This is a genomic window from Afipia broomeae ATCC 49717, from assembly GCF_000314675.2.
Taxonomy (GTDB): Bacteria; Pseudomonadota; Alphaproteobacteria; order Rhizobiales; family Xanthobacteraceae; genus Afipia; species Afipia broomeae.
In genome coordinates, this window is the sequence record NZ_KB375284.1 from 560,034 (window position 1) to 584,189 (window position 24,156).

The window sequence follows — 24,156 nt, forward strand, 5'->3', positions numbered from 1 at the left end:
CATATGTTCGGCTCTGCATCGCTGCGCCATGCGACCAAGCACTACTTTGGCAGTTTCATCGATGGCTCCCTCGAAACCTTATGCGGCAGTGCGGACATCGCTCTGGCGGCGGCTTTGGTAGGAGAGCCGCGATGACGGCGCGTCTGACGGCCGGCAGGCTCGGTTGAGGCGGTCCGCGATGGACTCTTTTTTCCCGCCTGGCTTGGGCCAGGCGCCGGTGCTGGAAGAAGGCATAGGCGATCATGGTCATCAGCGCATGTCGGTGGAGCCCTTGCCGCCCTCGATGTGGTCGAGACCGAGTTCCTCCTTCATTTGCTGATGTGCCTGCTCGCACACCCAACGCGCCTTGATGGAGGCCGCAAGCGTCTTCAGCTCGGTGTCGCCTGGCAGGTTGGACAGATAGTACTTGCGCTCGCCGGACGATCTCAACTCACCGATCAGCCACGCTTCCTCGCCGGGCATGTGCTGCTGCCCCTTGACGAGGATGCGCTGCGGCTCGCCGTCGGCGACCCGGATGCGCGTGGCGGCAAAGGCGGCCTCCAGCGGCCCCTTCGTCCCGATGCGCCAACTCAAGCTCGTCCAGGACGCATCGGCCAACATTGTCTCGGCTGGGATCGACAGCGTGTCGGGGATCGGGTTTTTGCGCGGGCGACCATGGCCGGCTACCGGAAAGATCAGAGAGACATCGATCGGATAGACCTTCTGGTGCCTGGGAATGCCGACGGTCCAGAGAAGTTTGCGTGCGCTGAGCCCCTGACGGAACGGCGCAGAGAGGCCATAGCCGGCATCGGCAAGCACGGTTCCAAACCGCACGCCCACTGCCGTCAGCCGATCGATCTCTTCGAGCGCCATCTCAGGCTTCGTGCGTGCCTTGCGCCAGATCTCCGGCACGCCGGCATGCTCCATAAACGGTGGAAATCGCACGATGAGCATCATTTCCGAAGTCGCTAAGGAACTGCTCGGGATGTTTCTCGCCGATGCCAGCCTGACCACGACGACTCTGGTGCTTGTCGCAATCGTAGCCGGCCTCTTCCTTACGCTGCGCGTCGAGCCATTGCTGGGTGAGGGCGTGCTTCTCCGTGGCTGCCTCGCGACCCTGGTCGAGGCAGTAGCGCGCGAGGCAAGACGTCGGCGTCACTCGTGACCTCACTCGTTCGATCAATACCGGCGCGGCTTCGCATCTGCGGTCGATGCGGCTGTTTCGACATCGGCCGCTGATCCACTGGCCCTGTCAGAAGCTCGGCGATGGAAGTAACCTCTGCAGGCTGCTATGATTGAGAACCGTTCACGGGTTCAGTCCGGCTTTATCGGCGCAGAGACGACATGGTGAACAGCGATTGCTTCGACGCATTGAACAGCACCTGTTGAAGAATTGGAGCCTCCTTTGGGGCTATGCCCTGCGCCTGACGGGCGACCGGGAATCCGCTTCAGATTTGGTGCAGACGTGTGCAGTGAAAGCGCTTGCAAGCGCCTCGCCCCCCTGCGACGAAATTGCCGCCCGTATATATCTGTTCAAGGTTATTCGAAACGCCTGGATTGATGATTTCCGCCGCGCCAAAGTGCGGTGTGACGATTCTGCAGTCAAACCATTGGACGGAACCGTTTGGAATTACGATGACAGGTTGATCGCTGAAATTACCGTGCGGCAGGCTGTTGCACAGATCGAGCCGGTCTATCGCGAAATCATCGAGATCGTTGATCTTGCCGGCTTCCGCTATGTGGAGGCCGCGGAAATACTCGATATTCCCCTCGGGACTGTGATGAGCCGCTTGAGCCGTGCGCGGGCGGCGCTGCTCGACCGGATTACGGCCGACAACATTCGCCCCATTGCGACAGACAGACGCCATGCCAGATGAAAAGCCGATATCCGAGAGTCTCCCAGACACCATGACCTGGGAGATTCTGAACGCTTATGTCGATCAGGAGCTTGATCCCCGACGAGCGGCCCTCGTCGCTGACGCTGTGGCCCGCGATCATGGCCTGGCGGCGCGCGTCGCCACATTGAGCAAGCTCAGGGCGACGGCGAGAGAAATGCCCCCTGCATCGCATGCGCCACCGCCGCTTGCGCTCCGGACATTTGCCGGATTTTGGTCCCTGCGCGTCATGGCTGTAGCAGCGTCTATTCTGCTCGCCGTCGTCCTTGGCAGCACTCTCCTTTGGCGTGGGCCTGCGGGGGAAAATGCATCCAGAGACGCGGCCGATGCTATCCATCTCGAATGGCTTTCCGATCAGTCCCTCCCTCCGAAAGACGCTCCTATCGAGTTCGCTTTGGCTTCGCGATTTATGGGAACATTGCCCGACTTGTCCGCCGCGAACCTCAGATTGGTGTTTTTGTCGGCGGAACCAGTGGTGGAGGGCCATGGGGTCTTTGGCGGTTACGTTGGCCCTCACGGATGCCGGCTCGGTCTATCGATCACGCCGTCGCGCGGGGGCGACACGACTATCCGGGAGGGCCGGGAGCCGGGCGGCATGCTCATTCGCGCCTGGCGGTCTGACGGGGCGGAGTACGCGATCATGAGCCACAGCATGGATCCGGACAGGCTCGACCGCCTGGCGCTGATTGTCGCTGAACTGGTGCGGCAGCGTGGTCCGACGACGGACGAGCAGGAGATTGCCTTGCGCGCGACGGAGACCGTCGGAAAGGCGTGCGCGGTTTAGGATGGTGTGTCGAGGCGAGGGAATAAAAGTCCGGGGCTGTCCGTCTCTACTGATGAAACAAGGAATGTCTCTTAGGGAGGAGCGCGATGTTGAACAGACGGCAGATGCTGAAATCTGCGGGCGGTACGGCCTTAGGAATCGGTGCGGGGCTTGCCGTGGGGGCACGACTCACGGCGTTCGCCGCGGAAACCGTGACTCTGCCCTTCGCCAACGGCGACCGTGAGCTCGTCGCCTATCCGGGCAAGCGGCCTCTGATCAGGCTGACGACCCGGCCGCCTCAGCTCGAGACGCCCTTCAGCGTCTACAATGACGGCTTGATCACGCCAAACGATGCCTTCTTCGTGCGCTACCATCTTGCGGATATCCCGACCGAAATCGATCCGGAGAGCTTCCGTGTCGAGGTCAAGGGCAAGGTCGATAAGCCGCTGTCCTTGTCGCTGATGGACCTCAAATCCCGCTTTGACGCGGTCGAGCTGGTCGCTGTCCACCAATGCTCGGGCAACAGCCGCGGGTTCTTCGAGCCCCGCGTTGGCGGCGGACAAGCCGGCAACGGGCTGATGGGAAATGCGCGATGGAAGGGGGTACCTCTCAAGGCCGTGCTGGACAAGGCCGGCGTGCAAGCGGGCGCGGTTCAGGTTTCGTTCGGCGGTCTCGATGGTCCCGTCGTGCCGGATACGCCGGATTTCGCGAAGGCGCTCGATATCGACCACGCGCGGGATGGCGAGGTCATGCTCGCCTATGAGATGAACGGCGCCGAATTGCCTTGGCTCAACGGCTATCCCCTGCGCCTCGTGGTGCCCGGTTTCTATGGCACCTACTGGGTGAAGCACCTCAACGAAATCACGGTGCTCGACAAGCCGTTCCAAAGCTTCTGGATGGACACCGCCTATCGCATCCCCGCGAATGCATGCGCCTGTACGGAGCCCGGCAAGGCACCCACTGCGACAGTCCCGATCAATCGCTTCGACGTGCGCAGCTTCATCACGAGCGTTCAGGACGGGGCGAAATTGAAGGCGGGCGAGCTTGCTTTGCGCGGAATCGCTTTCGATGGCGGCTACGGCGTCAGCGACGTCGAGGTCTCGGCAGACGGTGGAAAATCCTGGCAGGCCGCGTCGCTCGGCGAAGACCTCGGCAAGTACTCCTTCCGTGAGTGGAAAATGACGATACCTCTCCAAAAGGGCGCTCACACTCTGATGGTCCGCGCGGTCAACCGGATCGGCCAGTCGCAACCGATGGAGCCGCTATGGAATCCGGCAGGCTACATGCGCAACGTCGTCGAACACACACGCATCGTTGCAGCATAGGGAGGAAACCATGAGACACAAAGTTAAAATCGTTTCGGTGAGCTTCCTTGCAGTAGCCTTGGCCGGTGCGGCGCTGGCTGCGCCGAAGACCTATCAGCTCCCGGACGAGACAGCCACGTTCAGGCCCGGATCTGGCCCCGGTTTCGAGGCTGCCCAGAACAACTGCGCAGCCTGCCATTCGGCCGACTACATCAATTACCAGCCTCCGAAGAAGGGCAAAGCGTTTTGGGAAGCGGAGGTTCACAAGATGATCAAGGTCTACAAGGCTCCGATCGAAGAAAACGACGCCAAAGCCATTATAGAATATCTCTCAAATACATATTGAGAATGCTGTCCTGCGCGGCTTGCCGCGCAAGGCAACATCGAGGACGCTTAAATAAGGATGCTTTTGTGAAAACGATCTTGCTCGTGCTTGCTGTGGCCGGTGTCGCGTCCGATGCTTACGCCCAGGATGCGGCCTCAGGTGAGAAAGTCTTCGCGCAATGCCGCGCGTGTCATCAAGTTGGACCGAATGCCAAGAACGCCGTCGGTCCTGTGCTCAACGGCCTCATGGGTCGGAAGGCGGGGACTTACGAAGGGTACACCTACAGCCAGGCTATGAAGGATTCAGGGATCACCTGGACCGACGACAGCTTCTCTACCTACATCATGAACCCGAGGTCAAAAGTTCCTGGCACGAAGATGGCGTTTGCAGGCGTGAAGGATCCTGGCAAGGTGGCTGACCTGTTAGCCTACTTGAAGCGGTTCGACGCGAACGGCAACAAGGTGCCCTGATGCTCTCGCCGCGTGGGGCTTGTTGGCTCGACGGCGCCGCAACAAGAGAAAAAAGTCCGAGGCGTCTCTATCCACCTTGATCCAATGCGAAGAGTCTCAACTCACAAGGGCGCGGACGGCCTCGCGTTCCTCAATCAGCTCTGCAACGGTTCGATCCAGCATCACGCGAGCATATCCACGGATCTTCAAGTCTGCCACGCGGGCATATTGCCCCTCGGCGCAAATGGCTGGACTGCCGCAAAAGAGACCTTCGGGAATTCCGTAAGAGCCGTCCGAGCATAGTCCCATCGAGACCCAGTCGCCGCCGCTGCCATTGATCCAGTCGCGCATGTGATCGATAGCGGCATTCGCCGCCGACGCCGCGGAGGAGGCGCCGCGCGCTTCGATGACGGCCGTCCCACGGCGGGCGACCTGTGGGATCAGTGTCTTGTGATACCAGTCATGGTCAGCGACGATGTCGGCAAGCGGTCGGCCGGCGACTGTCGCATGAGACCAATCCACGAACATGGTCGGTGAGTGATTGCCCCATACGACCAGTCCTTTGATCTCCTCCAGCCCGACCAGCGCTTTTCGCGCGAGCTGGGCCAGCGCGCGGTTATGATCGAGGCGGATCATCGATGTGATATTCTCGGAAGGAAATTCAGGCGCGTGCTCGCTCAGGATCATTGCATTGGTGTTTGCCGGATTGCCAACCACCAGCACCTTCGCGTCCAGTTTGGCGACGTCGTTCAGGGCCCGCCCTTGCAGTCTGAAGATCTCGGCGTTGGTGGCAAGCAGGTCGCGCCTTTCCATCCCCTTGGACCGCGGACGCGAACCCACCAGAATCGCAGCATCGATGTCGCGGAACGCAAGTCTCGCATCGTCGGTCACGGCGACGTCCGCAAGCAGGGGAAACGCGCCGTCCTCAAGTTCCATCACGACGCCGCGAAGCGCCGGCTGAACCTGGGGAAGGTCGAGCAGCCGCAGAGATATGGGCTGGCGCGGGCCGTAGAGCTCTCCCCTGGCAATGCGGAATAGCAGGGAATAACAGATCTGTCCCGCAGCTCCTGTCACGGCGATCTGTTTTACGTGCCCGGTCATCAGTTTACTCCTTCCCATGGTCAGGTCTGGTCTCAAATTCCCGCCCAAACGGCGCACAGGATGATGGCAGTGCCGCCGATTGCGAGCGCCACCGGCATCATGGCGATCTGCATCATGGCCTCGCGGCCGGTTATCCGTCCGGTGGCAATCTCAACCTCGCCGTCAAGAAACTCTCGAACGCTGCGATCCTGCTGGCGTTCGGGGGTCATGTTTCGCCCCATGACGGCGCCGCCGACGAGCAGCCCGAAATACATCACGCTGAGCACGAAAATGACCGCGAGGATCAGGGATGTCTCGCCGCCGGCAAAAGCAAGCCACGCGGCAACACCCAGCCAGGCATAGGCAAGAAGCGGGATCGCGATCGCGATGGGATGGACGCGCGTCGCCGGTAGCAGATAGGGGGTCGGATCCGTCTTTGCATATTCGGGGGTCCCGACCGATGCGGTTCGTGGTGTTTCAGCCGGGAAAGTTGTTGTCGTTCGAAGTGCAATGGTAGCCATGATCGGTCTCCTTCCGAGGGCAGCGGCTCTCGCGAGCCGCTGCGTTTCGTTCTTGGGAGAAGATGGATGAGTCCGATCAATCGATCCAACGCATTAGTTTCGTCGTTCCGTTCGGCAAAAGCGAACGATTAGCAACTATTGGAGTTTCTGAACTTGCACAATTGCGCCCGGCTTGGCGCCCGCGCCCTCCGCAATCACAAGATATCGCCGCGCAGAGGCATCGCCGGTCTCGACAGACGTGCGCAGCGGGCCAACCGCATTGACGATCGCCGCGCCGGCGGGATTGCTCATGAAATTGGCGAGCGGCTCAAGAGCGCCCTGTCCCTCGGCGTCACGCGAAAGGGCCAGAACATAGGGCTTCTTCGGCTCCAGGCCGGTCGCCGCCGCCTGGAGAACCTGAACGAGCCCCTGGTCAAACAGCGAAACCTGGGTCACACCCTTTCCATTGATCCCGGTCAAGACCAGTTGCGTCGGCTTGTTGGCTGCGGCGAGCGGCTGGAGGTTGGCGCGGCCATCGCCCTTCTCGACCGCGTTGGGAACATAGGCGACGCCCTGCGGCGCCTGACCTATCGGGATCGTGGCGATCACTTTGTTGGTCGCCGTATCGATGACTGTGGCAGCGTCGGCATTCTCGAGACCAACATAGACGCGGCTGCCATCCCCCGACGGCCACAAGCCGTGTGGCAGCGACCCGACCGGGATGGTCGCAACCTGCTTGTAGTCCGAGGTGTCGAATACCTTGATTTCGTTCAGGCCGCCAATCGTGACATAGGCGAATTGGCCCTTGGGATTGCGAACAATGTTGACATGATTGGTGATCGGTCCCGTATCGATGACCTTGAACACGGAGAACGGAGGCTTGGCGTCAAACACCATGACCTTGCCGACATCCTTCAGGGTCAGCCAAACTTGGCGCCCGTCGGGCGTGGCTGCGATGTCCGGGCAAAACGGACTTTCCTGCTTGACCCGTCCGACGATCTCCTTGGTCGCCGTGTCGATGACGACCGTTTCAGGGCTGAAACTCGAGCAGACATAGCCATAGCGTCCGTCAGGAGAAAAGATCGTCATGCCCGGACCGTTCGGAACCGTGATCCGGCCGGTTTCGGTGAAGCTCTGTCCGTCGAGAACCGAGATATAGTTTTCCCCGCGAACGCTCACCCAGACTTCCTTGCCGTCCGGGCGGAAGAACGCTTCGTGCGGCGAGCGCCCAACATAGGTCACGTGTTTGACCGCATTCGACTCGGTATCGATAAAGCTGACCGAATTGGAGCCGATCGAGATGACGGCGAGGGTCTTGTGATCGGGGGAGAAGCCCATGCCGTGGACGAGGAGTTGCCCGCGATAAAGCGGGCTCAAATTGGCCGGGGTCTGCTCGCCCAGCTTGATCACACCGAGAACCTCGTTGGTGGAGGGATCGACAACCGAGACGGTGTTGGAGAATTGGTCGGAGGTGTAGAACCGGTCGCGGCTGCTGACCGCGATGTCGGGCGCTTCGGCGGATCCGGGCGCCTGACCGGCAAAGGCCGGGATCGCGGTCGACGCCAGAATGGCAAGTGTGAGAAGTGACTTCATGACCGTTTCCTTCGTTTTAGGATTGAGTTTTGGGAATGGTGCGATCAGGGCTTTGCGGTCGATGCTGAGGTCGGCTCGCTGAGGATCTTCCGCATCACCGCAATTTCTTGACGCTGTTCGACGATGATTCCCTGCGCCAGCCGACGCAGCCGTTCATCCGTACCGAAGCGGAGCTCGATCTCGGCCATATCGATCGCGCCCTGATGATGAGGAATCATCATCGCCGCGAAATCGCGGTCCGGATTGCCCGTCGGTTTTACGGCCATCATGGCGTCGTGCATTCTCGCCATCGCGGCATCCATTACGGCGCTGAAGGTTGTTTCGTCTGCATGTGAGGTCGCGCCATGCTGGTGTAAGTCGGCAGCAGCAGCCCCGGCAATGGCGCTCGCCGCGACAAGGCCGAGGAGAAATGTTCGAATTGGTTTCATGCCAGTGTCTCCTTTGAACGAGAGGGAGACAGTGCCGGCACGCGATTATTCCCTCGCGCGCAATCTTCGTGAACACGAGACCGTGAGCGGGAAGGAGATTTTTTGCTCGGTCATGGAATATGCCGGCGGCGGAGCTGTCTCTAGAGCGTCAACCCCGTTCAAGGAGAACTCTTCATGCGCCTACCCACTCTCGCCGTTGCGGCCGCAGCCCTGGCAATCGCCGCATCCCCGGCCTTTGCCGGTCCCGCTGAAGACATGGCCAAGGCCCGAATCGCCAGCATCGCCAAGGGCGACGTCGCGGCGGTCGTCGGCGCCTATGCGCCGTCCGCCACCCTTCACTGGGTCGGCGGACCTCTCGACGGGACATACGCGAGCCCCGACAAGCTCAAGGAGGTCTGGACGAAGTTTGCCGGAGCGCAGGGCGATCAGAAAACCACGATTGCGGCGCTCAGTGAGGCGGCGAATCCCAAAGGAGCCACCGTGACCGCCGATGTGGTCTTTACGGGCAAGAATACCGTGAAGGTGCGGTATATTCTTCTTTACAGGGACGGGAAACTCGCTGACGAGATCTGGCAGGTCAATCCGAACGCGAGCTACTGACCCCGATTCACGATGATCTGTTCGGCGAGGTATGCCGTGCCGGCGTCCTCGCCGAATGGATGAGGAGCTCAAGGGTTGGACGAGATCGCCAAGCTGATCGAACCGCAGATTCCTGCCTTGCGCAGGTACGCCTACGCGCTCGTCCGTGACCATGACGCCGCCGACGACCTGGTGCAGGACTGTCTTGAGCGGGCCGTGTCGCGCTGGTATCTGCGCCGCGACGACGGTCACCTGCGGGCCTGGCTGTTCACGATGCTTCGAAATCTCTACATCAATTCCTATCATCGACAGAAGCGTCGGGGCACTCGCGTTCGTCTCGACGAGTCGATAATGCCGAGCGTGGCACCAAACCAGACCGATCAGCTGGAGATGAACGACGTTCTATCGGCGCTCGAAAGGCTGCCCGAGGATCATAAGTCGATCCTTCTGCTGATCGGGGTCGAGGACCTGTCCTATGAGGAGACGGCGAGAGTGCTTTCGGTGCCGGTCGGCACCGTCATGTCTCGCCTGTCTCGTGCGCGACAAGGACTGCGCGCATTGCTGAGCGGTTCGCGCGTAACCCCGCTTCGGAGGGTCAAATGACGAATACGCCCCTTCCGATCGGCGAAGACGATCTGCAGGCCTATGTCGACGACCGCCAGAGCGAGGTCCGGCGATCAGAAGTCGATGCCTACCTTGCGGATCATCCGGAACTCGCGGCCCGGCTGGCGGAGGACCGTGATCAGCGCGAGACGCTGCGCCGTCAGCTTGCAGGCAAATTTACCGAGCCAATCCCGTCCCGCTTGAGGGTCGCTAATATCCGCCTTTCGCGTCGGCACAAACGCGGCGTTTGGCTGCGAAACGGTATCGCGGCCGCCTTCTTACTGACCCTGGGTGGCGGGGCGGGATGGATTGCGCGGGGCACGGCGCCCGTTGAGATGCCACCGACGGTCGCCGTTACCCGCGACGCCGTTGCCGCCTACCGCACCTTTGTCGTCGAGGTGAACCATCCCGTCGAGGTGCGTGCGTCGGACGAAGCTCACCTCGTCCAATGGTTGTCAAAGCGGCTGGGGCGGCCGCTTCGTGTTCCGGATCTTTCAAGGTTCGGCTTTCGTCTGATGGGCGGCCGGGTCCTCCCGGCGGCGAGCGAAGCTGCGGCGATGCTGATGTATGACGATGACAACGGCACGCGTCTGACCGTTTATGTGCGCGCCGCGGCGACTGGGGAGACCGCTTTCCGGTTCTGGAAAGAAGGCGACGTTTCTACCTTCGCCTGGCTTGACCAGGGCTACGGATTTGCGGTTTCGGCAGCTTCGGATCGCGACCGTTTGTTCCCGATCGCCGAGGCGGTTTATAAGACCCTCGATGGTGGGGTCTCTGTTCCGCGGCGAGACGGGTGATGGCCAATCGTTCGACACAGGCGAACAAAACGACAAAAACAATGCGTTGGATCGATTGATCCGCTCGTGTGATTGCTCCCGGGCCATTAGGGGACAACACAATGACCGCACTCGCTCGACAGCAATATGAAGACCAACCGGAACTGCTGCCACCGGGCCGCCTTCATCCTCACAGGATCGAAGGTAAGCCGCCGCGCGCAGCCTCGGTCTGGCCGGGGCTTTTCTTGACCGCCGCGGTCGCCGGAGCCGCGTTCGCTCTTCGGCAGGTGCCAGGCGTTGCCGCTTTCAGCCCGATGATCCTGGCGATCCTGATCGGGATCTTCTTTAACAATGTCGTCGGCACGCCGGTGCGCGCGAAAAGCGGAGTGACCTTCTCGCTGCGCAAGATCCTGCGTCTCGCCATCATCCTGCTCGGGCTCCAGTTGACCGCAACGCAGGTGGCGGAAGTCGGCTCGACCGGCATCGCTGTCATTGTGCTGACTCTGATTGCAACCTTTGTCTTCACGACGTGGCTTGGCCGGCTAATCGGGGTGGAGCGCAAGCTCGCGCAGCTGATCGCGGCCGGCACGTCTATCTGCGGCGCGTCGGCGGTTATTGCCACCAATACGGTCACTCAGGCTCATGACGAGGACGTTGCCTACGCCGTCGCCTGCGTCACGGTTTTTGGTTCGATCGCGATGTTTGTCTATCCGCTGTTGCCGGCGCTGCTCCATCTCAACCCACACGGCTACGGTCTGTGGGCGGGCGCGTCGATACACGAGATCGCGCAAGTCGTCGCCGCGGCATTCCAGGACGGCAAGCAGGCCGGTGATTTCGGCACGATCGCCAAATTGTCGCGCGTCATGATGCTGGCGCCGGTGGTTATCGCCTTGGGTTTATTGGCGGCGCGTAGGGCAGAACAGCATGGCCATGGCTACGTGCGCGCCAAGCCGCCGATGCCCTGGTTCGTTCTCGGCTTCATCGCGCTCGTTGGTGTCAATAGCGTGGTGACCGTTCCCGTAGAGGCAAAGACGATCATTGTGATGGTGACGACCTTCCTGCTCTCGATGGCGCTCGCCGCCATGGGTTTGGAGACTGACCTTCGCAAGCTGCGTGCTAAAGGCGTTCGGCCCTTCCTGCTCGGTCTTGCATCCTTCCTGTTCATCGCGAGCTTCAGCTTGATGCTTGTGAAGATGACGAGTTGAGAGCCTTCCGATGACCCTCGAACAACTGCGGATCTTCGTCGCCGTCGCCGAGCGGGAGCACGTCACGCAGGGCGCGCGCGATCTGAACTTAACGCAATCGGCCACGAGCGCGGCGATCGCCGCGCTCGAGGCTCGTTATGCAACCAAGCTTTTCGATCGCGTTGGACGCCGCATCGTTCTGACCGAGGCCGGGCGACTGTTTCTCAGCGAAGCGAAGGCGGTGCTCGCCCGTGTCCATGCTGCCGAGAAGGTCCTGACGGATCTTGCCGATCTGACCCGCGGCTCGCTCGTCATCGCAGCCAGTCAGACCATTGCGAATTACTGGCTTCCGCCGTTCATCAAACGCTTTCGGTCGCAGTTTCCTGGCGTGGCCATCACTCTCACCATCGACAATACCGATGGCGTCGCCCGACGGATCAATGAAGGCTTGGCTGATTTAGGGCTGGTCGAGGGCGAGATCGACGACCCGTCTGTCTCGGTCGCGCCATTCGCCGAGGATGAGCTGGTTCTCGTCGTGCCGCCGGATCACGCGTGGGCCCATGATCCCCGGCGACAGCCGGCCGAGCTCGGTGTCGGCCCCTGGGTTCTGCGCGAGCATGGCTCCGGCACGCGCGCCATCTTCGAAACCACCTTGTCACAATTCGGACTAGCACCACGAGACCTCGCGATATCTCTCGAACTGCCCTCCAATGAAGCCGTCCGCTCCGCCGTCGAGGCCGGCGCTGGCGTCACCGTCGTGTCCGGCCTGGTGGTCAGCAACGCACTGAAGGCAGGAAGCCTCGTGCAGGTGAAGCTCGATTTGCCCAAACGGCGCTTCTTTGCCTTGCGCCACAAGGAATTCTCCATGACGCGCGCCCAGCGCGCCTTCCTGGATTTGATCGCGCCCAAGCCATCTTTGACGCAACGTCATGTGCCAGTTCCGTCAAGAGGGCGAAATGACCAGCTATCTTGATCCGGTAATTCTCGCTCGCGCGCAATTCGCGTTTCCGGTGTCGTTCCATTTCATCTTCCCTGCCTTTTCGATCGGCCTGGCGAGCTATCTGATGGTCCTGGAAGCCTTGTGGCTGACGACCGGACGGGGAGTATATGCCAATCTCTATCGTTACTGGATCAAGATCTTTGCGGTCGTGTTCGGCGCCCGCAAGCTTCGGGCGCTGGAAGATGAGAACGTCAAGCTGAAGAAGCTGTTGGGCGAGGCGATGCTCGACAACGCGATCCTGAAGGATGTTGCCGCAAAAAATGTATGACCCGCCCCATCCTTGCAAGAGCCTTTAAGCCGATGTCGAACAGTTTGCATAAATGTATCCGGCCTCTCGCGAGTGGGCCGCTGTTGCGGCCAGGCCATGATGAGATGCGCACGCCGTTCCCGAATAACTGGCTTCGGGCTGGAGGCCCGTTTTTTTGCCCAGGGCTTACGGTGCGCCGATCAACTGTCTCGTCATCAATTTCCCGAACCTCGCAATTGGTCGAGGACGGTCGTCAGGCCGAGGCCGGCGCCCGCCGCTCGTAGATTGTGCCCGGCTTGGTGATCACCACCCAGGCGACTCGGGCCATCTTGGCGGCAAGCGCCACGACGGCCTTGTTGTTGTGCATTCGCTTCTGCAACCCGTCGAGCCAGCCGCCGAGGCGGTCCCGGGTGCGGTCGAGATGAAGCAGGCATGATCTCGCACCATGAACGAAGAGGCGACGCAGATACGAGCTGCCCCGCTTGCTGATCCCCAGCATCGTCGTTTTCCCGCCGGTGGAGTACTCACGAGGTACAAGCCCGAGCCAGGCGGCCATGTGGCGCCCTTTGCGGAACTGCGTTCCCTTGCCGGCCGCCGCGAGAAGCCCTGTGGCCGCAAGAGGGCCGATGCCCGGGATTGTCATCAGGCGCCTTGCGGTGTCGTCCGTGGCCGCGACGTCCTCTATCTCACGCGTCACCTCGGCGATGCGGGCTTCGAGCCCCCTGACATCCTCGAACAGGCTTGCCAGCAGACGCCGCATCGCTGGCGTCAGGTCGTTGCTCTCGTCCGCCAGCACGGCGGGAAAGTCAGACTTGAACCGGCCAGCACCCTGATGCATCGCGATCCCGTACTCGAGGCAGAAGGCCCGCATCTGGCAGATCACGCGGGTCCGTTGCGCGACAAGACGGTCACGGACCCGGTGGAGGGCCTGGAGGTCGACCTGCTCGGGTGATTTCACCTCGACGAAGCGCATCGTCGGACGCGAAACCGCCTCAGCGATAGCCTCGGCATCGATCTGATCGTTCTTGTTGCTCTTGATGTAGGGCTTCACGAACTTCGCCGGCACGATGCGAACCGTGTGCCCAATCGCCTGGAGCTTACGCGCCAGCCATTGCGAACCGGGGCACGCCTCCATCCCGACGACGGTTGGAGCTGCGCGCTCGAAAAATTGCACGAGCGTCTCGCGCCGGAAGGTTGCTCGCTGGACTGGTGTGCCGGCGGCGTCGAGGCCGCAGTCGTGAAAGAGGTTCTTGCCCAGATCGATGCCGAACACAGCGGCATCGTGTGGCTTGTTGCGGATGGCCATTTGCTGCTCCCTTCTATCGGACTCTGCCTCATCAGAATGAGGCGGGGAGACGGGGCGGACCATCCCATTAATGCTGACGCCCGCCGCGAAGCGGGAGGCCGTGGCGCATGCCTGCACGGAGCACGGTGTGAGCCAGCGGCGGGCGTGTGAAGTCCTTGCGGTGGACCGCTCGAGCGTGCGCTACAGGTCCGTTCGCTCTGACGACGCCAGTCTGCGGGAAGCGATGAAGATGATGGCGTCGGAACGCCGCCGCTTCGGCTACAGGCGCATCCATGTGATGCTCCAGCGCCAGGGTATCTCGATGAACCTCAAGAAGCTCAGACGGCTCTATCGTGGGCTTTGGCGCCGCGACTTAATCGCGGAAGCGGACGCCGCGCTGATCAAGGCGAGGACGCTTGGCCCATCGGTTTCGCGCATTTTGCCGGCCCAGTTGTAGCGCACCTGGTGCTCGCGGCGGGGTCTGAAGGAACCGCCGCCCTGGGCAGCCGTTCTGTCGCTACGATCAGCTTCTGGAACTGCGCGACGACCTGATCGTGCGGCTGAACCGAGCGGTCGACCGGCCGAGATCGTAAGCGCCGCTGCCGCACTGTGCGAAGTCGAATCGCTCGCGTCACAATCTCTTGAAAACTTTCTTCCCTATCACGCGGTACGGGCCGATCTTTTCGCCCGCACTGGCCGAACTGACGCGGCGCTGGTCGCATACCGCAAAGCCCTTGCGCTCGAGCCGAGCGTCGCCGAAGCGCGCTGGCTTGAACGCAAGGCGCCAGCGCTCAAGAGGATTTAAGGAAAGGCTATTGTGTCGTCCATCACATCGCCACAAGACTTGAAAACATCACCCTCATCGTCGTCAGTCTACGATTTGAATTTTCGGTCCAAATCTCGGTTTGAGAACAGTGACTGATGTGTGTTCGGCGCTGATGCCCCCCATCGGTCATGCCCGACCATGGTGCCCTTGCGCGACGGTGGGCGTCTCTTCTTTCCGTTGCGCTGCGAACGCTTCTTTCCCCTTTTCGGCCCAGAGCATGCGGGCCTGTTCGCCATGATCGCTTTGCAGCTTGTCGGCCATCCAGAGCAGCGCGCCGTAGATCATGGCGCGGTCGTTGCCTGTCAGGTCGACGATCCCGGCCTTGACGACGAGGCCGCCGAGTTCGATCAGATGTCGCGTGCGCTTTCGGCGCTCCACCTGCCAGGCGCGCATGTCATGCCGCGCCCGCGCCGCCAGATGCCGGTTGCGCGCGGCCCGGTTGCGGTTGAGCGCTGCCCGCGTCGCGGTCAGACGCTGATGCAGCTCGCCGCGACCGGCCCTGAAAGAACGCGGCGCCACGCTTGGCCCATGCCTCCCTCTTTCCGGCGTCTTTGGTTTCGGCCAGCACGATCAGCGCGCCCGCCAGTTCGTCGGCGCTGAGGGCGTCGGCGCCGGTCGAGATGACCAGTTCGCCAAGCTGCTGCACCTTGCGGGCTTTCAGGTCTCGCGCCTTGTCTTCAAGCGACTTCAGTTCCGCGTCGAAGTCCCGTGGCTTGCGCATCATGTCCTCCATAAGCTGTTGATGGAGCGATGATAGTTGAGGGCCTGCCAGAATGCTGTAAGGTTGCCGGGACGGGCTGGAACGGCGCGAGCAGTCCCGAGAAATTAGTTTCGAGGGCGCGCTTATACGTCGTTCCGACGTGCGCTTCGCCGTGGTGATGTTCGGATCGCAATGGCGATCTTTCATCTTCACGTCAAGGTCATCGGCCGCAAGTCCGGCTCCAGCGCGGTGGCCTCCGCCGCCTACCGCTCGGCCTCGCGGTTGCGCGACGACCGGCTTGAGCGAAGCCATGACTTCTCCAACAAGCGCGGCGTCATCCATTCCGAGGTCATGCTGCCGGAAGATGCGCCCGAACAATGGCGCGACCGCGAGCGGCTTTGGAACGATGTCGAGGCGTTCGAGGTCAGGAAGGACGCCCAGCTTGCCCGCGAGGTGGAGTTCGCCTTGCCACGCGAGATGACGCAAGCACAGGGCATCGAACTGGCCCGCGACTTCGTGCAGTCCGAATTTGTCGATCAGGGCATGATCGCCGACCTCAATGTGCATTGGGACATGGCCGAGGATGGGACGGCCAAGCCTCACGCCCATGTCATGCTGAACATGCGATCCGTGGACGAGGACGGCTTCGGCCCGAAGGTGCGGGAGTGGAACCGCACCGAGATGGTCGAGCGTTGGCGCGAACGCTGGGCCGAACTGGCCAACGAGCGGCTGGCCGAACTCGACATCGACGCGCGCATCGACCATCGCAGCCTTGAGGCGCAGGGCATCGCGCTGGAGCCGCAAAGCCAGATCGGCGCGCCCGCGCAACGGATCGAAGGCGAAGGGATCGAGGCCGCCGACCGCGCGGAAATGCACCGCGAGATCGCGCACAACAACGGCGCCCGCATCATCGCCGATCCTTCCATCGCGCTGGACGCCATCACGCACCAGCAATCCACCTTCACGCGGCGCGACATGGCGATGTTCGCGCACCGGCACAGTGACGGGATCGACCAGTTCAACGAGGTCATGGGCGCGATGCGTGGCGCTCCCGATCTGGTCGAACTTGGCAGGGACGAACGGGGCGAGGACCGCTTCACCACCCGCGACATGATCGAGACCGAACAGCGCCTGCACCGCGCCGCCGAAGTCATGGCGGAGAAGGAGCGCCATGAGGTCGGCGACAGAGACCGCGAAACGGCGCTGGCGCGTGCGGAAGCGCGCGGCCTTGTCCTTTCGGGAGAGCAGGCCGAGGCGCTGGCGCATATCACGGACGGGCGCGATCTGGGCGTTGTGGTCGGTTATGCCGGGACGGGGAAGAGCGCGATGCTGGGCGTGGCGCGCGAAGCCTGGGAAGCGGCTGGCTATGAAGTCCGGGGCGTGGCGCTGTCCGGCATCGCCGCCGAGAATCTGGAAAGCGGATCGGGCATCGCATCACGCACCATCGCCAGCTTGGAACATGGTTGGGGACAGGGCCGCGACGTGCTCACTTCCCGCGATGTGCTTGTCATCGACGAGGCGGGCATGGTCGGCACGCGCCAGTTGGAGCGCGTGCTGTCCCATGCCGCCGAGGCTGGCGCCAAGGTGGTGCTGGTCGGCGATCCCCAGCAGTTGCAATCCATCGAGGCCGGCGCGGCGTTCCGCTCGATCTTCGAGCGCCACGGCGGGGCGGAGATCGGCGAGGTGCGCCGCCAGCGGGAGGACTGGCAGCGCGACGCCACGCGCGATCTGGCGACCGGCCGAACCGGCGATGCGATCCATGCCTATGACAGTCACGGCATGTTGCATGAGGCCGCGTCACGCGAACGGGCGCGCGATGATCTGATCGACCGCTGGGATCGCGACCGGCAGGCGTCGCCTGACCGCAGCCGCATCATACTCACCCACACCAACGACGAGGTTCGCGCCCTCAACGAGGCCGCGCGCGAACGGATGCGGGAAGCCGGCGATCTCGGCGATGACGTGCGCTTGGTGGTCGAACGCGGTGAGCGCGGCTTCGCCAGCGGAGATCGCGTCATGTTCCTTCAGAACGAGCGCGGCCTTGGCGTCAAGAACGGCACGCTCGGCACCATCGAACAGGTCAGCACGCAGAGCATAACCGTGCTCACCGATGATGGCCGTTCCGTTGGCTTCGACCTCAAGGATTACGACCGCATCGACCACGGCTATGCCGCGACCATCCACAAGGCGCAGGGCATGACCGTGGACCGCACGCATGTTCTGGCGACACCGGGCCTGGATGCTCACGGCAGCTATGTCGCCCTGTCGCGCCATCGCGACAGCATGGACCTGCACTATGGCCGCGATGACTTCGCTGACGAGAATAGGCTTGTCCGCACCCTGTCGCGCGACCGCGCCAAGGACATGGCGTCAGATTACGAGCCGGCACAGAGCTACGCCGAGCGGCGCGGCATCACCTTCCGCGGGCGCGTGGAGCGGGTGGTCGAGATCGTCAAGCAGGTTCCCAAGAAGGTGCGCGGCATGTTCGATGGCCTGCGCCTGCCTGCCGATGGCGGGCAGGAGCCGGAACGGGCGGCGCTGGAAAGGGAGAATGCGGCAGACCCGGAGAAGGCTTTGCGCCGCGCCCGGACCAAGGCGCTCATCCGCCATGCCCGCGCCGTGGATGCGATCTTCGAGGTGCAGGAGCGGGGCGGCAATGCCAGCCCGGAGCAGGTGAAGGAATTGCAAGAAGCCCGCAAGGTCTTCGAGGAGGTGCGGCCCCATGGCTCGCACGATGCCGAGGCCGCCTACAAGAAGAGCCCGGAACTTGCCTCGGAAGCGGCCACGGGACGCACCGCCCGCGCGATCCGCGCCCTACAGCTCGAGACCGAGCTGCGCACCGATCCGCAGCGCCGCGCCGACCGCTTCGTGGAGCGTTGGCGGAGCCTCGACCGCGCCAGCCAGCACCAGTACCAAGCGGGCGACATGTCCGGCTACAAGGCCACGCGGTCGGCGATGGGCGACATGGCAAAGAGTCTCGAACGCGATCCGCAGCTTGAATCCATCCTCGAAGGCCGCAAGAGAGACCTCGGCATCGGGATCGACTCGGGCCGCAGCCTTGGTCGGGAACTCGCCTTCAGCCACGGCATCGACCTCGGCATAGGCCGGGGCATCGGACTCTAACACCGCCTATTTTCCGCCGCCTATACCCCACAGCCCTACGACGCCTAAATCACTCTTGCACAACAAGAAATCCTTGGTCTGTCTGGTCTCTGCAATCGTCAGTAAAACCCGGCAGGAGGCAGCGAAGCCATGCCCGCACCAGACCGTATCGTCCGCATGAAAACCATTCTCGCCCGCACCGGCCTGTCCCGGTCCACCATCTACCGCAAGATCGCCGAGGGCACGTTCCCGCCCCGGATTAAGATCAGCATCAACGGCGCCGGCTGGAGGGAATCCGACATCGACCGCTGGGTCGCCGATCCCGTGGCGTGGCGACCGCGAAGCGGGTCTGACTTCAATGACTGATCGGGCAGACACCGCGCCGCATCGCAGAGGCGCCAAGCCGCCGACAGCATCGGAGCAGCTTGAAGCGCTGTTAGGCTATCCGTGGCCGTTCCCCGGCAGGCCGCCCAAACACGACCTCTCCACATGGACCGTCACCGACGATTGGCCCGATCCCGTTCCGGTGACGGAAGCCGAGATCGAGGTCTTCGAGCGATGGTTCGGCGATTTGTTCGACGAACTGTTTGGGCCGGACGCTTGAACATCCCCTATTGCGGAATGAGTTATAGTGTGGTACATACTCCCATCGTTGGAGTGAGCCTGTGATCGTAGGCTTTCGGGATGACTGGTTGCGGGCCTTCTTTGTGGATGATGTCCGCTCCCGCAACATCCCGGCCGATCTCGAAGCCCGGTTGTTCAGAAAGCTCCAGATGATCGACGACGCCGTGACCGATCAGGACTTGCGCGTACCGCCCAGCAATCACTTCGAGAAGCTGCGCGGCAATCTGGCGGGGTTGCATTCGATCCGCGTCAACCAGCAATGGCGGTTGATCTTCCGCTGGGATGGCGTGCGCGGCGAGGCGGACGGAATTTATCTGGACGATCACAGCTACCGATGAAAGCGAGGCAAAGATGCTGACCACCAAGCGCAAGCCGGCGACTGTCGGCGAAATCCTCACCGAAGAGTTCATGCAGCCGATGGGGTTGACGCAGGGTGCGCTCGCCGAGGCGATGGGCGTTCAGCGCAAGCATGTCAACGAACTGTGCGGCAACCGCAGAAACGTGACGGCGGCGACGGCCCTGATCCTGGCCCGTGTGTTCGGCAACAGCCCCGACTTCTGGCTCAACGTGCAGCGGCGCAGCGATCTTTGGGAGGTGATGAACACGCCGAAGGAGCGCGAGCGGATCAAGCGCGCACGCCCGTTGCAGAGCGCGGCCTGAGTCATGCGACCTCACCGCTCGGGCCGGAACAACAGTTGAGAAGGAGGCATTGCCCATGACCGTACCGCAGCGCGCCGCTCTCTATCTGCGCGTCTCGACGGCGCGGCAGGCCGAGCATGATGTCTCCATCCCCGATCAGAAGCGCCAGGGCGAAGCCTATTGCGCCTCGCGCGGCTATCAGCTCGTCGAAACCTATGTGGAGCCGGGCGCATCGGCGACCAACGACCGTCGCCCCGAGTTCCAGCGTATGATCGAGGCGGGCACGTCGAAGCCCGCGCCCTTCGATGTGGTCGTGGTGCACTCGTTCAGCCGTTTCTTCCGCGACCATTTCGAGCTGGAGTTCTATGTCAGGAAGCTGGCGAAGAACGGGGTGAAGCTCGTCTCGATCACGCAGGAGATGGGCGACGATCCGATGCACGTCATGATGCGGCAGATCATGGCGCTGTTCGACGAATATCAGTCGAAGGAAAACGCCAAGCACGTCATCCGCGCCTTGAAGGAGAATGCACGGCAAGGTTTCTGGAACGGTTCGCTGCCGCCCATCGGCTACCGCGTCGTCGCGGCCGAGCAGCGCGGCGCGAAGACCAAGAAGAAGCTGGAGATCGACCCGCTCCACGCGGAGACGGTGCGGCTTATCTACCGGCTTGCGCTCCACGGCGATGGCGACCACGGCCAGATGGGCGTGAAGAACATCGTCAGCCATCTGAACCGCAACCGCATCTTCACCCGCGACGGCGGGCGCTGGGGCATCGGCCAAGTCCACCGCATCCTGACCCGCCGCACCTACATGGGCGAGCACGAGTTCAACAAACGGTCCAAGAGCAAGGAATTGAAACCCATCAGCGAGATCGTCGTCGTGCCGGTGCCGCCAATCATCGACCGAGAGACCTTTGACGCGGTGCAGGCGCTGCTCAAGGCCCGCCATCCCGCAGTGACGCCATCCGCCGTCATCAGCGGCCCAACCCTTCTTACCGGCCTGATCCACTGCGCCAAGTGCGGTGGGGCCATGACCATCCGCACCGGCAAGGGCGGGCGCTATCGGTATTACGCCTGCTCCATGAAAGCCCGGCAGGGGCCGACCGCTTGCGAGGGCATGGCGGTGCCGATGGACAAGCTGGACGATCTGGTCGCCAGCCATCTCGAAGACCGTCTGCTCCAGCCCGAGCGGCTGGAAACGATCCTCGCCGCCGTGCTCGACCGGAGGCAGGAGCGCAGCGAGCGTCAGCGCGAGCACATTGCCGAACTGAACAAGCGAGCGGCAGAGTCCGAAGCGCGCCTCAAGCGGCTCTACGACGCTATCGAGGCGGGCGTCGCCGACCTGGACGACCCGGCGCTCAAGGACCGCATCGACGGCCTCAAGGCCATCCGCGATCAGGCGAAGGCCGATGCCGAGCGCGCCCAGGCCATGCTCCAGAACTCAGGGAGCAAGGCGGTCACGCCGCAGATGCTCAGCAAGTTTGCCCGCGCCGCGCGCCAGCGCATCCGGCTTGAAGGCGGCGGCTACCGCCGCGACCATCTCCGCGCGCTCGCCCAGCGCGTCGAGGTCGCCGATGGCGAGGTCCGCATCATGGGATCGAAGTCTCGGCTGCTTCAGGCGCTTGTGGCGAACGGTAGCGTAAACTCAGTGCCCATTCAGGGACTGAAGTGGCGGAGAGGGAGGGATTCGAACCCCCGATAGGCTTGCACCTATGCCGCATTTCGAGTGCGGTGCATTCGACCACTCTGCCACCTCTCCAGGTACCAAAACGGCGGTTTACGCCGGGTCGCGGGGCGAGTTCTATGCGAGGATGCCGGTCCAGACAAGGCGCTGTCTGCTTTTTCAAGCGTGAGAATGGGAGACGGCCATGCCGAAGGTCCCGGCTTCCGTTCTCATCCCTGCTCACGCCATCCGGATTCCGACGCGCCGCCACGATGGCGCTACCGTGTCAGCCTGCTCCAAATCCCCGCCGAGCGAGCCTCACCCTTTCTTCTTTTCCTTCGGATTTCGCATGGTGAAGCGCGCGTTGCCGAGGCCGGTGCCGATGGTGAGAATTCCCCAGCGCTTGTAGTCCTGCATGAAGGGAATTTCGCTCAGGCCCTGCACCACGCCATCGTTATGCATCAGAATTGCGGTGTCGTGATCGCCGATGCTGGGGATCGCCTCGATCAGGCTGGCTGGCAGGTTGAACTTGCTGCTCTCCCAATTGCCCGGCAGGTTTTGCGCGCCCTTCTCGATGGACCCGTCCGCATTGATCGCACCGGGACACGAGACGCCGATAAAGGGCGCCAGTTTCAGGCCCTCATTCTCGGCCTCTTTCAGCAATTCTTTCAGCATTCCGGCCAGCTTTTTCACCGCTCCCTCACGGGTCGGCTCATCATCGGCGTGACGCCAGAGTTCGGACTTCCAGACCGACGCCTTCGACAGATCCGGCGTTTTCTTCTGGCGGGTTTCGACCACGCCGCACCGGATGTTGGTACCGCCGATATCAACCGCAAGAAGGCTATCGTGGCCCTCGAAAATCCATGACGGAGCAAGGTGCGCGCAGCCGATCAACGCCGCTTCATCTGGATGAAAGCGGATCGGGATCAGGCTCACCTTCGCGCCCTCCGCCTTGAGAATGATGTCGGCCCGCGCGATCGACAGTTCGCCGATCCGGCTTTGCCGGAAGCCGCCGCCAACGATGATCGCCTCAGTCTTGTCCCAGGCTTTGGTTTTTAGGAAGCGCCCCGTGACGTAAGCCAGTTCCTGCGCAAATTCCTCGATGGCGCTATGCACCAGCGCGGCCGCCTCGGCGTCATCGCCGCCGAGAATCTCGTCGAGTTGCTTTTTGCTGATATCTTCGGAGGCCTTGCCGCCGAACGGATCGCCGCCGTTCTTCTTCAAGGGCTTACGCCATTTGTCGAGGATGTCCTGAAACGCGCCCTTGCTGGCGCGGTCCCCCAGAAAGCCATCCTCGTCCTTGAGTTCGATATTGTAGCTGTCGATGTCCACGGACGGCAGGCGCGCCGCCCCATGTTTACCAATGCCGGCGGTCGTCAGCGTGTCTTCAGCCATATCCGGAAGCCCCTTAACTGTTGCGAGGTATAACCACCGGGGAACCGGATTGTTTCGGGGTCGGGTTGCCGCAGCGCTCGCGGAGGCTCAAAACACCGGAAAATCGAGCCAAATAGCTCAGAAAAGGCCCATTTTCGGGCTGCTTTTTCTTGACTCGTGGTCTTCTGCGGCTATAACACCCGCAACCCGGCGCGGGATTTCTCGCGCCGTTTGTTTTTGTGCGACCGGCCGGACCGCTCCGATACGAGAGCAGCCCCGATCGCGCAGAGATTTCGCGATGATCACATGATGATCGCGGTGAACCCATAGCGACTGAATAAGAAGCCGGGCCGGATTTCATCCGAGCATCGGAATCGAACACGAAGGAAAAAAACGATGTTCGCAGTCATCAAAACCGGCGGCCGGCAGTTCCGTGTCGTTCCGGATGATGTGCTCGAGATTGGCAAGATCGCCGGCGATGTCGGAACGATCGTGCAACTTGGCGAAGTAATGGTGGTGGGCGGCGATACGCCGGTTCTCGGAGCTCCGTTCGTTAGCGGCGCATCCGTGGCGGCCGAAGTGCTCGACCACAAGCGCGGCCCGAAGGTGATTTCCTTCAAGAAGCGCCGCCGCAAGAATTCGAAGCGCAAGCGCGGCTATCGCGATGAAATCACGGTGATCCGCGTCACCGAGATTCTGACCGACGGCAAGGCCCCAAGCGTCGGCCCGCGCCCGAAGAAGGAAAAGAAGGTCGAAGCACCATCCGCCGAGGGTGATGCTCCCGCCAAGGCTGCGAAGAAGGCTCCGGCCAAAAAGGCAGCTCCGAAAGCTGCCGCAAAGGCCCCCGCCAAGAAGGCAGCACCGAAGGCAAAGAGCGACAAAGAGTGAAATGATTCCGTCAAGGAATCGGTCTATACACTAGACACAAGTTTGGAGACGGAGCGATGGCTCACAAAAAAGCAGGCGGTTCTTCGCGCAACGGACGCGACTCAGCTGGCAAGCGCCTTGGCGTCAAGGCGTTCGGTGGCGAGCACGTGATTCCGGGCAACATCATTGCCCGTCAGCGCGGCACGACCTGGCATCCCGGCCTTAACGTGGGCATGGGCACGGACCATACCCTTTTCGCCAAGATCGAAGGCAAGGTCGAATTCCGCGCCAAAGCCAACGGCCGCACTTTCGTCTCGGTTATTCCGATGGCGGAAGCGGCTGAATAAACGGTAGACACATCGCGTCTGCCGGGT

The 24,156-nt window shown here is 62.2% G+C and carries 27 protein-coding genes, 1 tRNA gene and 3 pseudogenes; 21 read left to right on the forward strand and 10 right to left on the reverse strand.

All coding sequences use genetic code 11. From position 1 onward, the window contains the following. Window positions 1-41 precede the first annotated feature (41 nt). Window positions 42-1,032, reverse strand: a pseudogene (locus HMPREF9695_RS22225) (IS701 family transposase); the annotation flags it as partial. Between HMPREF9695_RS22225 and HMPREF9695_RS22230 the strand changes: the two are divergent. The 6 genes from HMPREF9695_RS22230 (at window position 926) to HMPREF9695_RS22255 (ending at window position 4,736) form a co-directional block, all read left to right on the forward strand. Beyond that, the gene (locus HMPREF9695_RS22230) at window positions 926-1,144 is read left to right on the forward strand and encodes a hypothetical protein (protein ID WP_006023163.1); all 219 of its coding nucleotides are present in this window, start codon (window positions 926-928) and stop codon (window positions 1,142-1,144) included. The pseudogene HMPREF9695_RS22225 and the gene HMPREF9695_RS22230 sit on opposite strands and share 107 nt — an antisense overlap. Window positions 1,145-1,337: 193 nt before the next feature. Next, window positions 1,338-1,856, forward strand: a complete 519-nt coding sequence (locus tag HMPREF9695_RS22235; protein ID WP_011995928.1) for an RNA polymerase sigma factor — start codon at window positions 1,338-1,340, stop codon at window positions 1,854-1,856. 31 nt (window positions 1,857-1,887) lie between these two features. Next, a complete protein-coding gene (locus tag HMPREF9695_RS22240) occupies window positions 1,888-2,658 on the forward strand; it encodes an anti-sigma factor family protein (protein ID WP_006023165.1) in 771 nt (256 codons plus the stop codon). Between the two features lie 86 nt (window positions 2,659-2,744). Beyond that, window positions 2,745-3,962, forward strand: a complete 1,218-nt coding sequence (gene sorA / locus HMPREF9695_RS22245; protein WP_006023166.1) for a SorA family sulfite dehydrogenase catalytic subunit — start codon at window positions 2,745-2,747, stop codon at window positions 3,960-3,962. A 10-nt stretch (window positions 3,963-3,972) separates the two neighbouring features. Further along, the gene (gene sorB, locus HMPREF9695_RS22250; RefSeq protein WP_006023167.1) at window positions 3,973-4,287 is read left to right on the forward strand and encodes a SorB family sulfite dehydrogenase c-type cytochrome subunit; all 315 of its coding nucleotides are present in this window, start codon (window positions 3,973-3,975) and stop codon (window positions 4,285-4,287) included. Between the two features lie 65 nt (window positions 4,288-4,352). Then, complete coding sequence (locus tag HMPREF9695_RS22255; protein ID WP_006023168.1) at window positions 4,353-4,736, forward strand: c-type cytochrome; 384 nt, start codon at window positions 4,353-4,355, stop codon at window positions 4,734-4,736. Window positions 4,737-4,832: 96 nt separating this feature from the next. Here the strand turns inward: HMPREF9695_RS22255 and HMPREF9695_RS22260 are convergent, their stop codons facing one another. The 4 genes from HMPREF9695_RS22260 to copM all read right to left on the reverse strand — a co-directional run bounded on the left by HMPREF9695_RS22260 (window position 4,833) and on the right by copM (window position 8,316). Next, on the reverse strand, window positions 4,833-5,816 hold the full coding sequence (locus HMPREF9695_RS22260; protein ID WP_006023169.1) for a malate dehydrogenase: 984 nt from the start codon (window positions 5,814-5,816) through the stop codon (window positions 4,833-4,835). Window positions 5,817-5,848: 32 nt separating this feature from the next. After that, window positions 5,849-6,316, reverse strand: a complete 468-nt coding sequence (locus HMPREF9695_RS22265; protein ID WP_006023170.1) for a hypothetical protein — start codon at window positions 6,314-6,316, stop codon at window positions 5,849-5,851. Window positions 6,317-6,451: 135 nt separating this feature from the next. Further along, on the reverse strand, window positions 6,452-7,888 hold the full coding sequence (locus HMPREF9695_RS22270; RefSeq protein ID WP_006023171.1) for a YVTN family beta-propeller repeat protein: 1,437 nt from the start codon (window positions 7,886-7,888) through the stop codon (window positions 6,452-6,454). Between the two features lie 44 nt (window positions 7,889-7,932). Further along, window positions 7,933-8,316, reverse strand: a complete 384-nt coding sequence (copM, locus tag HMPREF9695_RS22275) for a CopM family metallochaperone (protein WP_006023172.1) — start codon at window positions 8,314-8,316, stop codon at window positions 7,933-7,935. A 174-nt stretch (window positions 8,317-8,490) separates the two neighbouring features. Here copM and HMPREF9695_RS22280 point away from each other — a divergent pair, with 174 nt between their 5' ends. From HMPREF9695_RS22280 to HMPREF9695_RS27035, 6 genes and pseudogenes are all read left to right on the forward strand, one after another. Beyond that, window positions 8,491-8,916, forward strand: coding sequence for a nuclear transport factor 2 family protein (locus tag HMPREF9695_RS22280; RefSeq protein WP_006023173.1), 426 nt, complete (start codon window positions 8,491-8,493; stop codon window positions 8,914-8,916). A gap of 75 nt (window positions 8,917-8,991) precedes the next feature. After that, the gene (locus HMPREF9695_RS22285; protein WP_006023174.1) at window positions 8,992-9,498 is read left to right on the forward strand and encodes an RNA polymerase sigma factor; all 507 of its coding nucleotides are present in this window, start codon (window positions 8,992-8,994) and stop codon (window positions 9,496-9,498) included. After that, on the forward strand, window positions 9,495-10,295 hold the full coding sequence (locus HMPREF9695_RS22290; RefSeq protein ID WP_006023175.1) for an anti-sigma factor family protein: 801 nt from the start codon (window positions 9,495-9,497) through the stop codon (window positions 10,293-10,295). Before HMPREF9695_RS22285 ends, HMPREF9695_RS22290 begins: the two co-directional genes overlap by 4 nt. A 101-nt stretch (window positions 10,296-10,396) precedes the next feature. Then, window positions 10,397-11,479: a YeiH family protein gene (locus tag HMPREF9695_RS22295; RefSeq protein ID WP_006023176.1), complete on the forward strand. Its 1,083-nt coding sequence runs from the start codon at window positions 10,397-10,399 to the stop codon at window positions 11,477-11,479. A gap of 10 nt (window positions 11,480-11,489) precedes the next feature. After that, window positions 11,490-12,431 (forward strand): LysR family transcriptional regulator, encoded by a 942-nt coding sequence (locus HMPREF9695_RS22300; protein WP_006023177.1) that lies wholly within the window; start codon window positions 11,490-11,492, stop codon window positions 12,429-12,431. Next, window positions 12,415-12,615: pseudogene (locus tag HMPREF9695_RS27035) on the forward strand (cytochrome ubiquinol oxidase subunit I); the annotation flags it as partial. The gene HMPREF9695_RS22300 and the pseudogene HMPREF9695_RS27035, both read left to right, overlap by 17 nt. A 343-nt stretch (window positions 12,616-12,958) precedes the next feature. On the opposite strand, the gene HMPREF9695_RS22310 reads toward HMPREF9695_RS27035, so the two are convergent. Then, window positions 12,959-14,011, reverse strand: coding sequence for an IS110 family RNA-guided transposase (locus HMPREF9695_RS22310; protein ID WP_006023179.1), 1,053 nt, complete (start codon window positions 14,009-14,011; stop codon window positions 12,959-12,961). Between the two features lie 70 nt (window positions 14,012-14,081). On the opposite strand from HMPREF9695_RS22310, the pseudogene HMPREF9695_RS22315 reads away from it, so the two are divergent. Further along, a pseudogene (locus tag HMPREF9695_RS22315) lies at window positions 14,082-14,345 on the forward strand (IS3 family transposase); the annotation flags it as partial. 597 nt (window positions 14,346-14,942) lie between these two features. On the opposite strand, the gene HMPREF9695_RS22320 reads toward HMPREF9695_RS22315, so the two are convergent. Both HMPREF9695_RS22320 and HMPREF9695_RS22325 read right to left on the reverse strand, forming a co-directional pair. Next, the gene (locus HMPREF9695_RS22320) at window positions 14,943-15,209 is read right to left on the reverse strand and encodes a conjugal transfer protein TraD (RefSeq protein WP_011995933.1); all 267 of its coding nucleotides are present in this window, start codon (window positions 15,207-15,209) and stop codon (window positions 14,943-14,945) included. A gap of 1 nt (window position 15,210) precedes the next feature. Next, window positions 15,211-15,537, reverse strand: coding sequence for a conjugal transfer protein TraD (locus HMPREF9695_RS22325; RefSeq protein WP_024920243.1), 327 nt, complete (start codon window positions 15,535-15,537; stop codon window positions 15,211-15,213). Between the two features lie 171 nt (window positions 15,538-15,708). On the opposite strand from HMPREF9695_RS22325, the gene traA reads away from it, so the two are divergent. The 6 genes from traA to HMPREF9695_RS26025 all read left to right on the forward strand — a co-directional run bounded on the left by traA (window position 15,709) and on the right by HMPREF9695_RS26025 (window position 21,580). Continuing rightward, window positions 15,709-18,639, forward strand: a complete 2,931-nt coding sequence (gene traA, locus HMPREF9695_RS22330) for a Ti-type conjugative transfer relaxase TraA (protein WP_006023182.1) — start codon at window positions 15,709-15,711, stop codon at window positions 18,637-18,639. 129 nt (window positions 18,640-18,768) lie between these two features. Continuing rightward, entirely contained in the window at window positions 18,769-18,984 is a 216-nt protein-coding gene (locus HMPREF9695_RS22335) for a helix-turn-helix transcriptional regulator (RefSeq protein ID WP_006023183.1), read from the forward strand. Beyond that, window positions 18,977-19,222 carry a hypothetical protein gene (locus HMPREF9695_RS22340; protein WP_006023184.1) on the forward strand — a complete coding sequence of 82 codons (246 nt, stop codon included), beginning with the start codon at window positions 18,977-18,979 and terminating at the stop codon, window positions 19,220-19,222. The genes HMPREF9695_RS22335 and HMPREF9695_RS22340 overlap by 8 nt, the downstream gene beginning before the upstream one ends. Before the next feature lie 61 nt (window positions 19,223-19,283). Further along, window positions 19,284-19,580 (forward strand): type II toxin-antitoxin system RelE/ParE family toxin, encoded by a 297-nt coding sequence (locus HMPREF9695_RS22345; protein ID WP_006023185.1) that lies wholly within the window; start codon window positions 19,284-19,286, stop codon window positions 19,578-19,580. 13 nt (window positions 19,581-19,593) lie between these two features. Beyond that, on the forward strand, window positions 19,594-19,902 hold the full coding sequence (locus tag HMPREF9695_RS22350) for a HigA family addiction module antitoxin (RefSeq protein ID WP_006023186.1): 309 nt from the start codon (window positions 19,594-19,596) through the stop codon (window positions 19,900-19,902). A 55-nt stretch (window positions 19,903-19,957) separates the two neighbouring features. Continuing rightward, window positions 19,958-21,580: a recombinase family protein gene (locus tag HMPREF9695_RS26025; protein WP_006023187.1), complete on the forward strand. Its 1,623-nt coding sequence runs from the start codon at window positions 19,958-19,960 to the stop codon at window positions 21,578-21,580. Here the strand turns inward: HMPREF9695_RS26025 and HMPREF9695_RS22360 are convergent. After that, window positions 21,548-21,637 (reverse strand) — tRNA-Ser (locus HMPREF9695_RS22360). The two genes, HMPREF9695_RS26025 and HMPREF9695_RS22360, sit on opposite strands and share 33 nt — an antisense overlap. Before the next feature lie 222 nt (window positions 21,638-21,859). Continuing rightward, on the reverse strand, window positions 21,860-22,936 hold the full coding sequence (locus HMPREF9695_RS22365) for an ROK family protein (RefSeq protein ID WP_006023189.1): 1,077 nt from the start codon (window positions 22,934-22,936) through the stop codon (window positions 21,860-21,862). 375 nt (window positions 22,937-23,311) lie between these two features. On the opposite strand from HMPREF9695_RS22365, the gene rplU reads away from it, so the two are divergent. Beyond that, window positions 23,312-23,803: a 50S ribosomal protein L21 gene (gene rplU, locus HMPREF9695_RS22370; RefSeq protein ID WP_006023190.1), complete on the forward strand. Its 492-nt coding sequence runs from the start codon at window positions 23,312-23,314 to the stop codon at window positions 23,801-23,803. Between the two features lie 56 nt (window positions 23,804-23,859). Beyond that, window positions 23,860-24,129, forward strand: a complete 270-nt coding sequence (rpmA, locus tag HMPREF9695_RS22375) for a 50S ribosomal protein L27 (RefSeq protein ID WP_006023191.1) — start codon at window positions 23,860-23,862, stop codon at window positions 24,127-24,129. Window positions 24,130-24,156 lie beyond the last annotated feature (27 nt).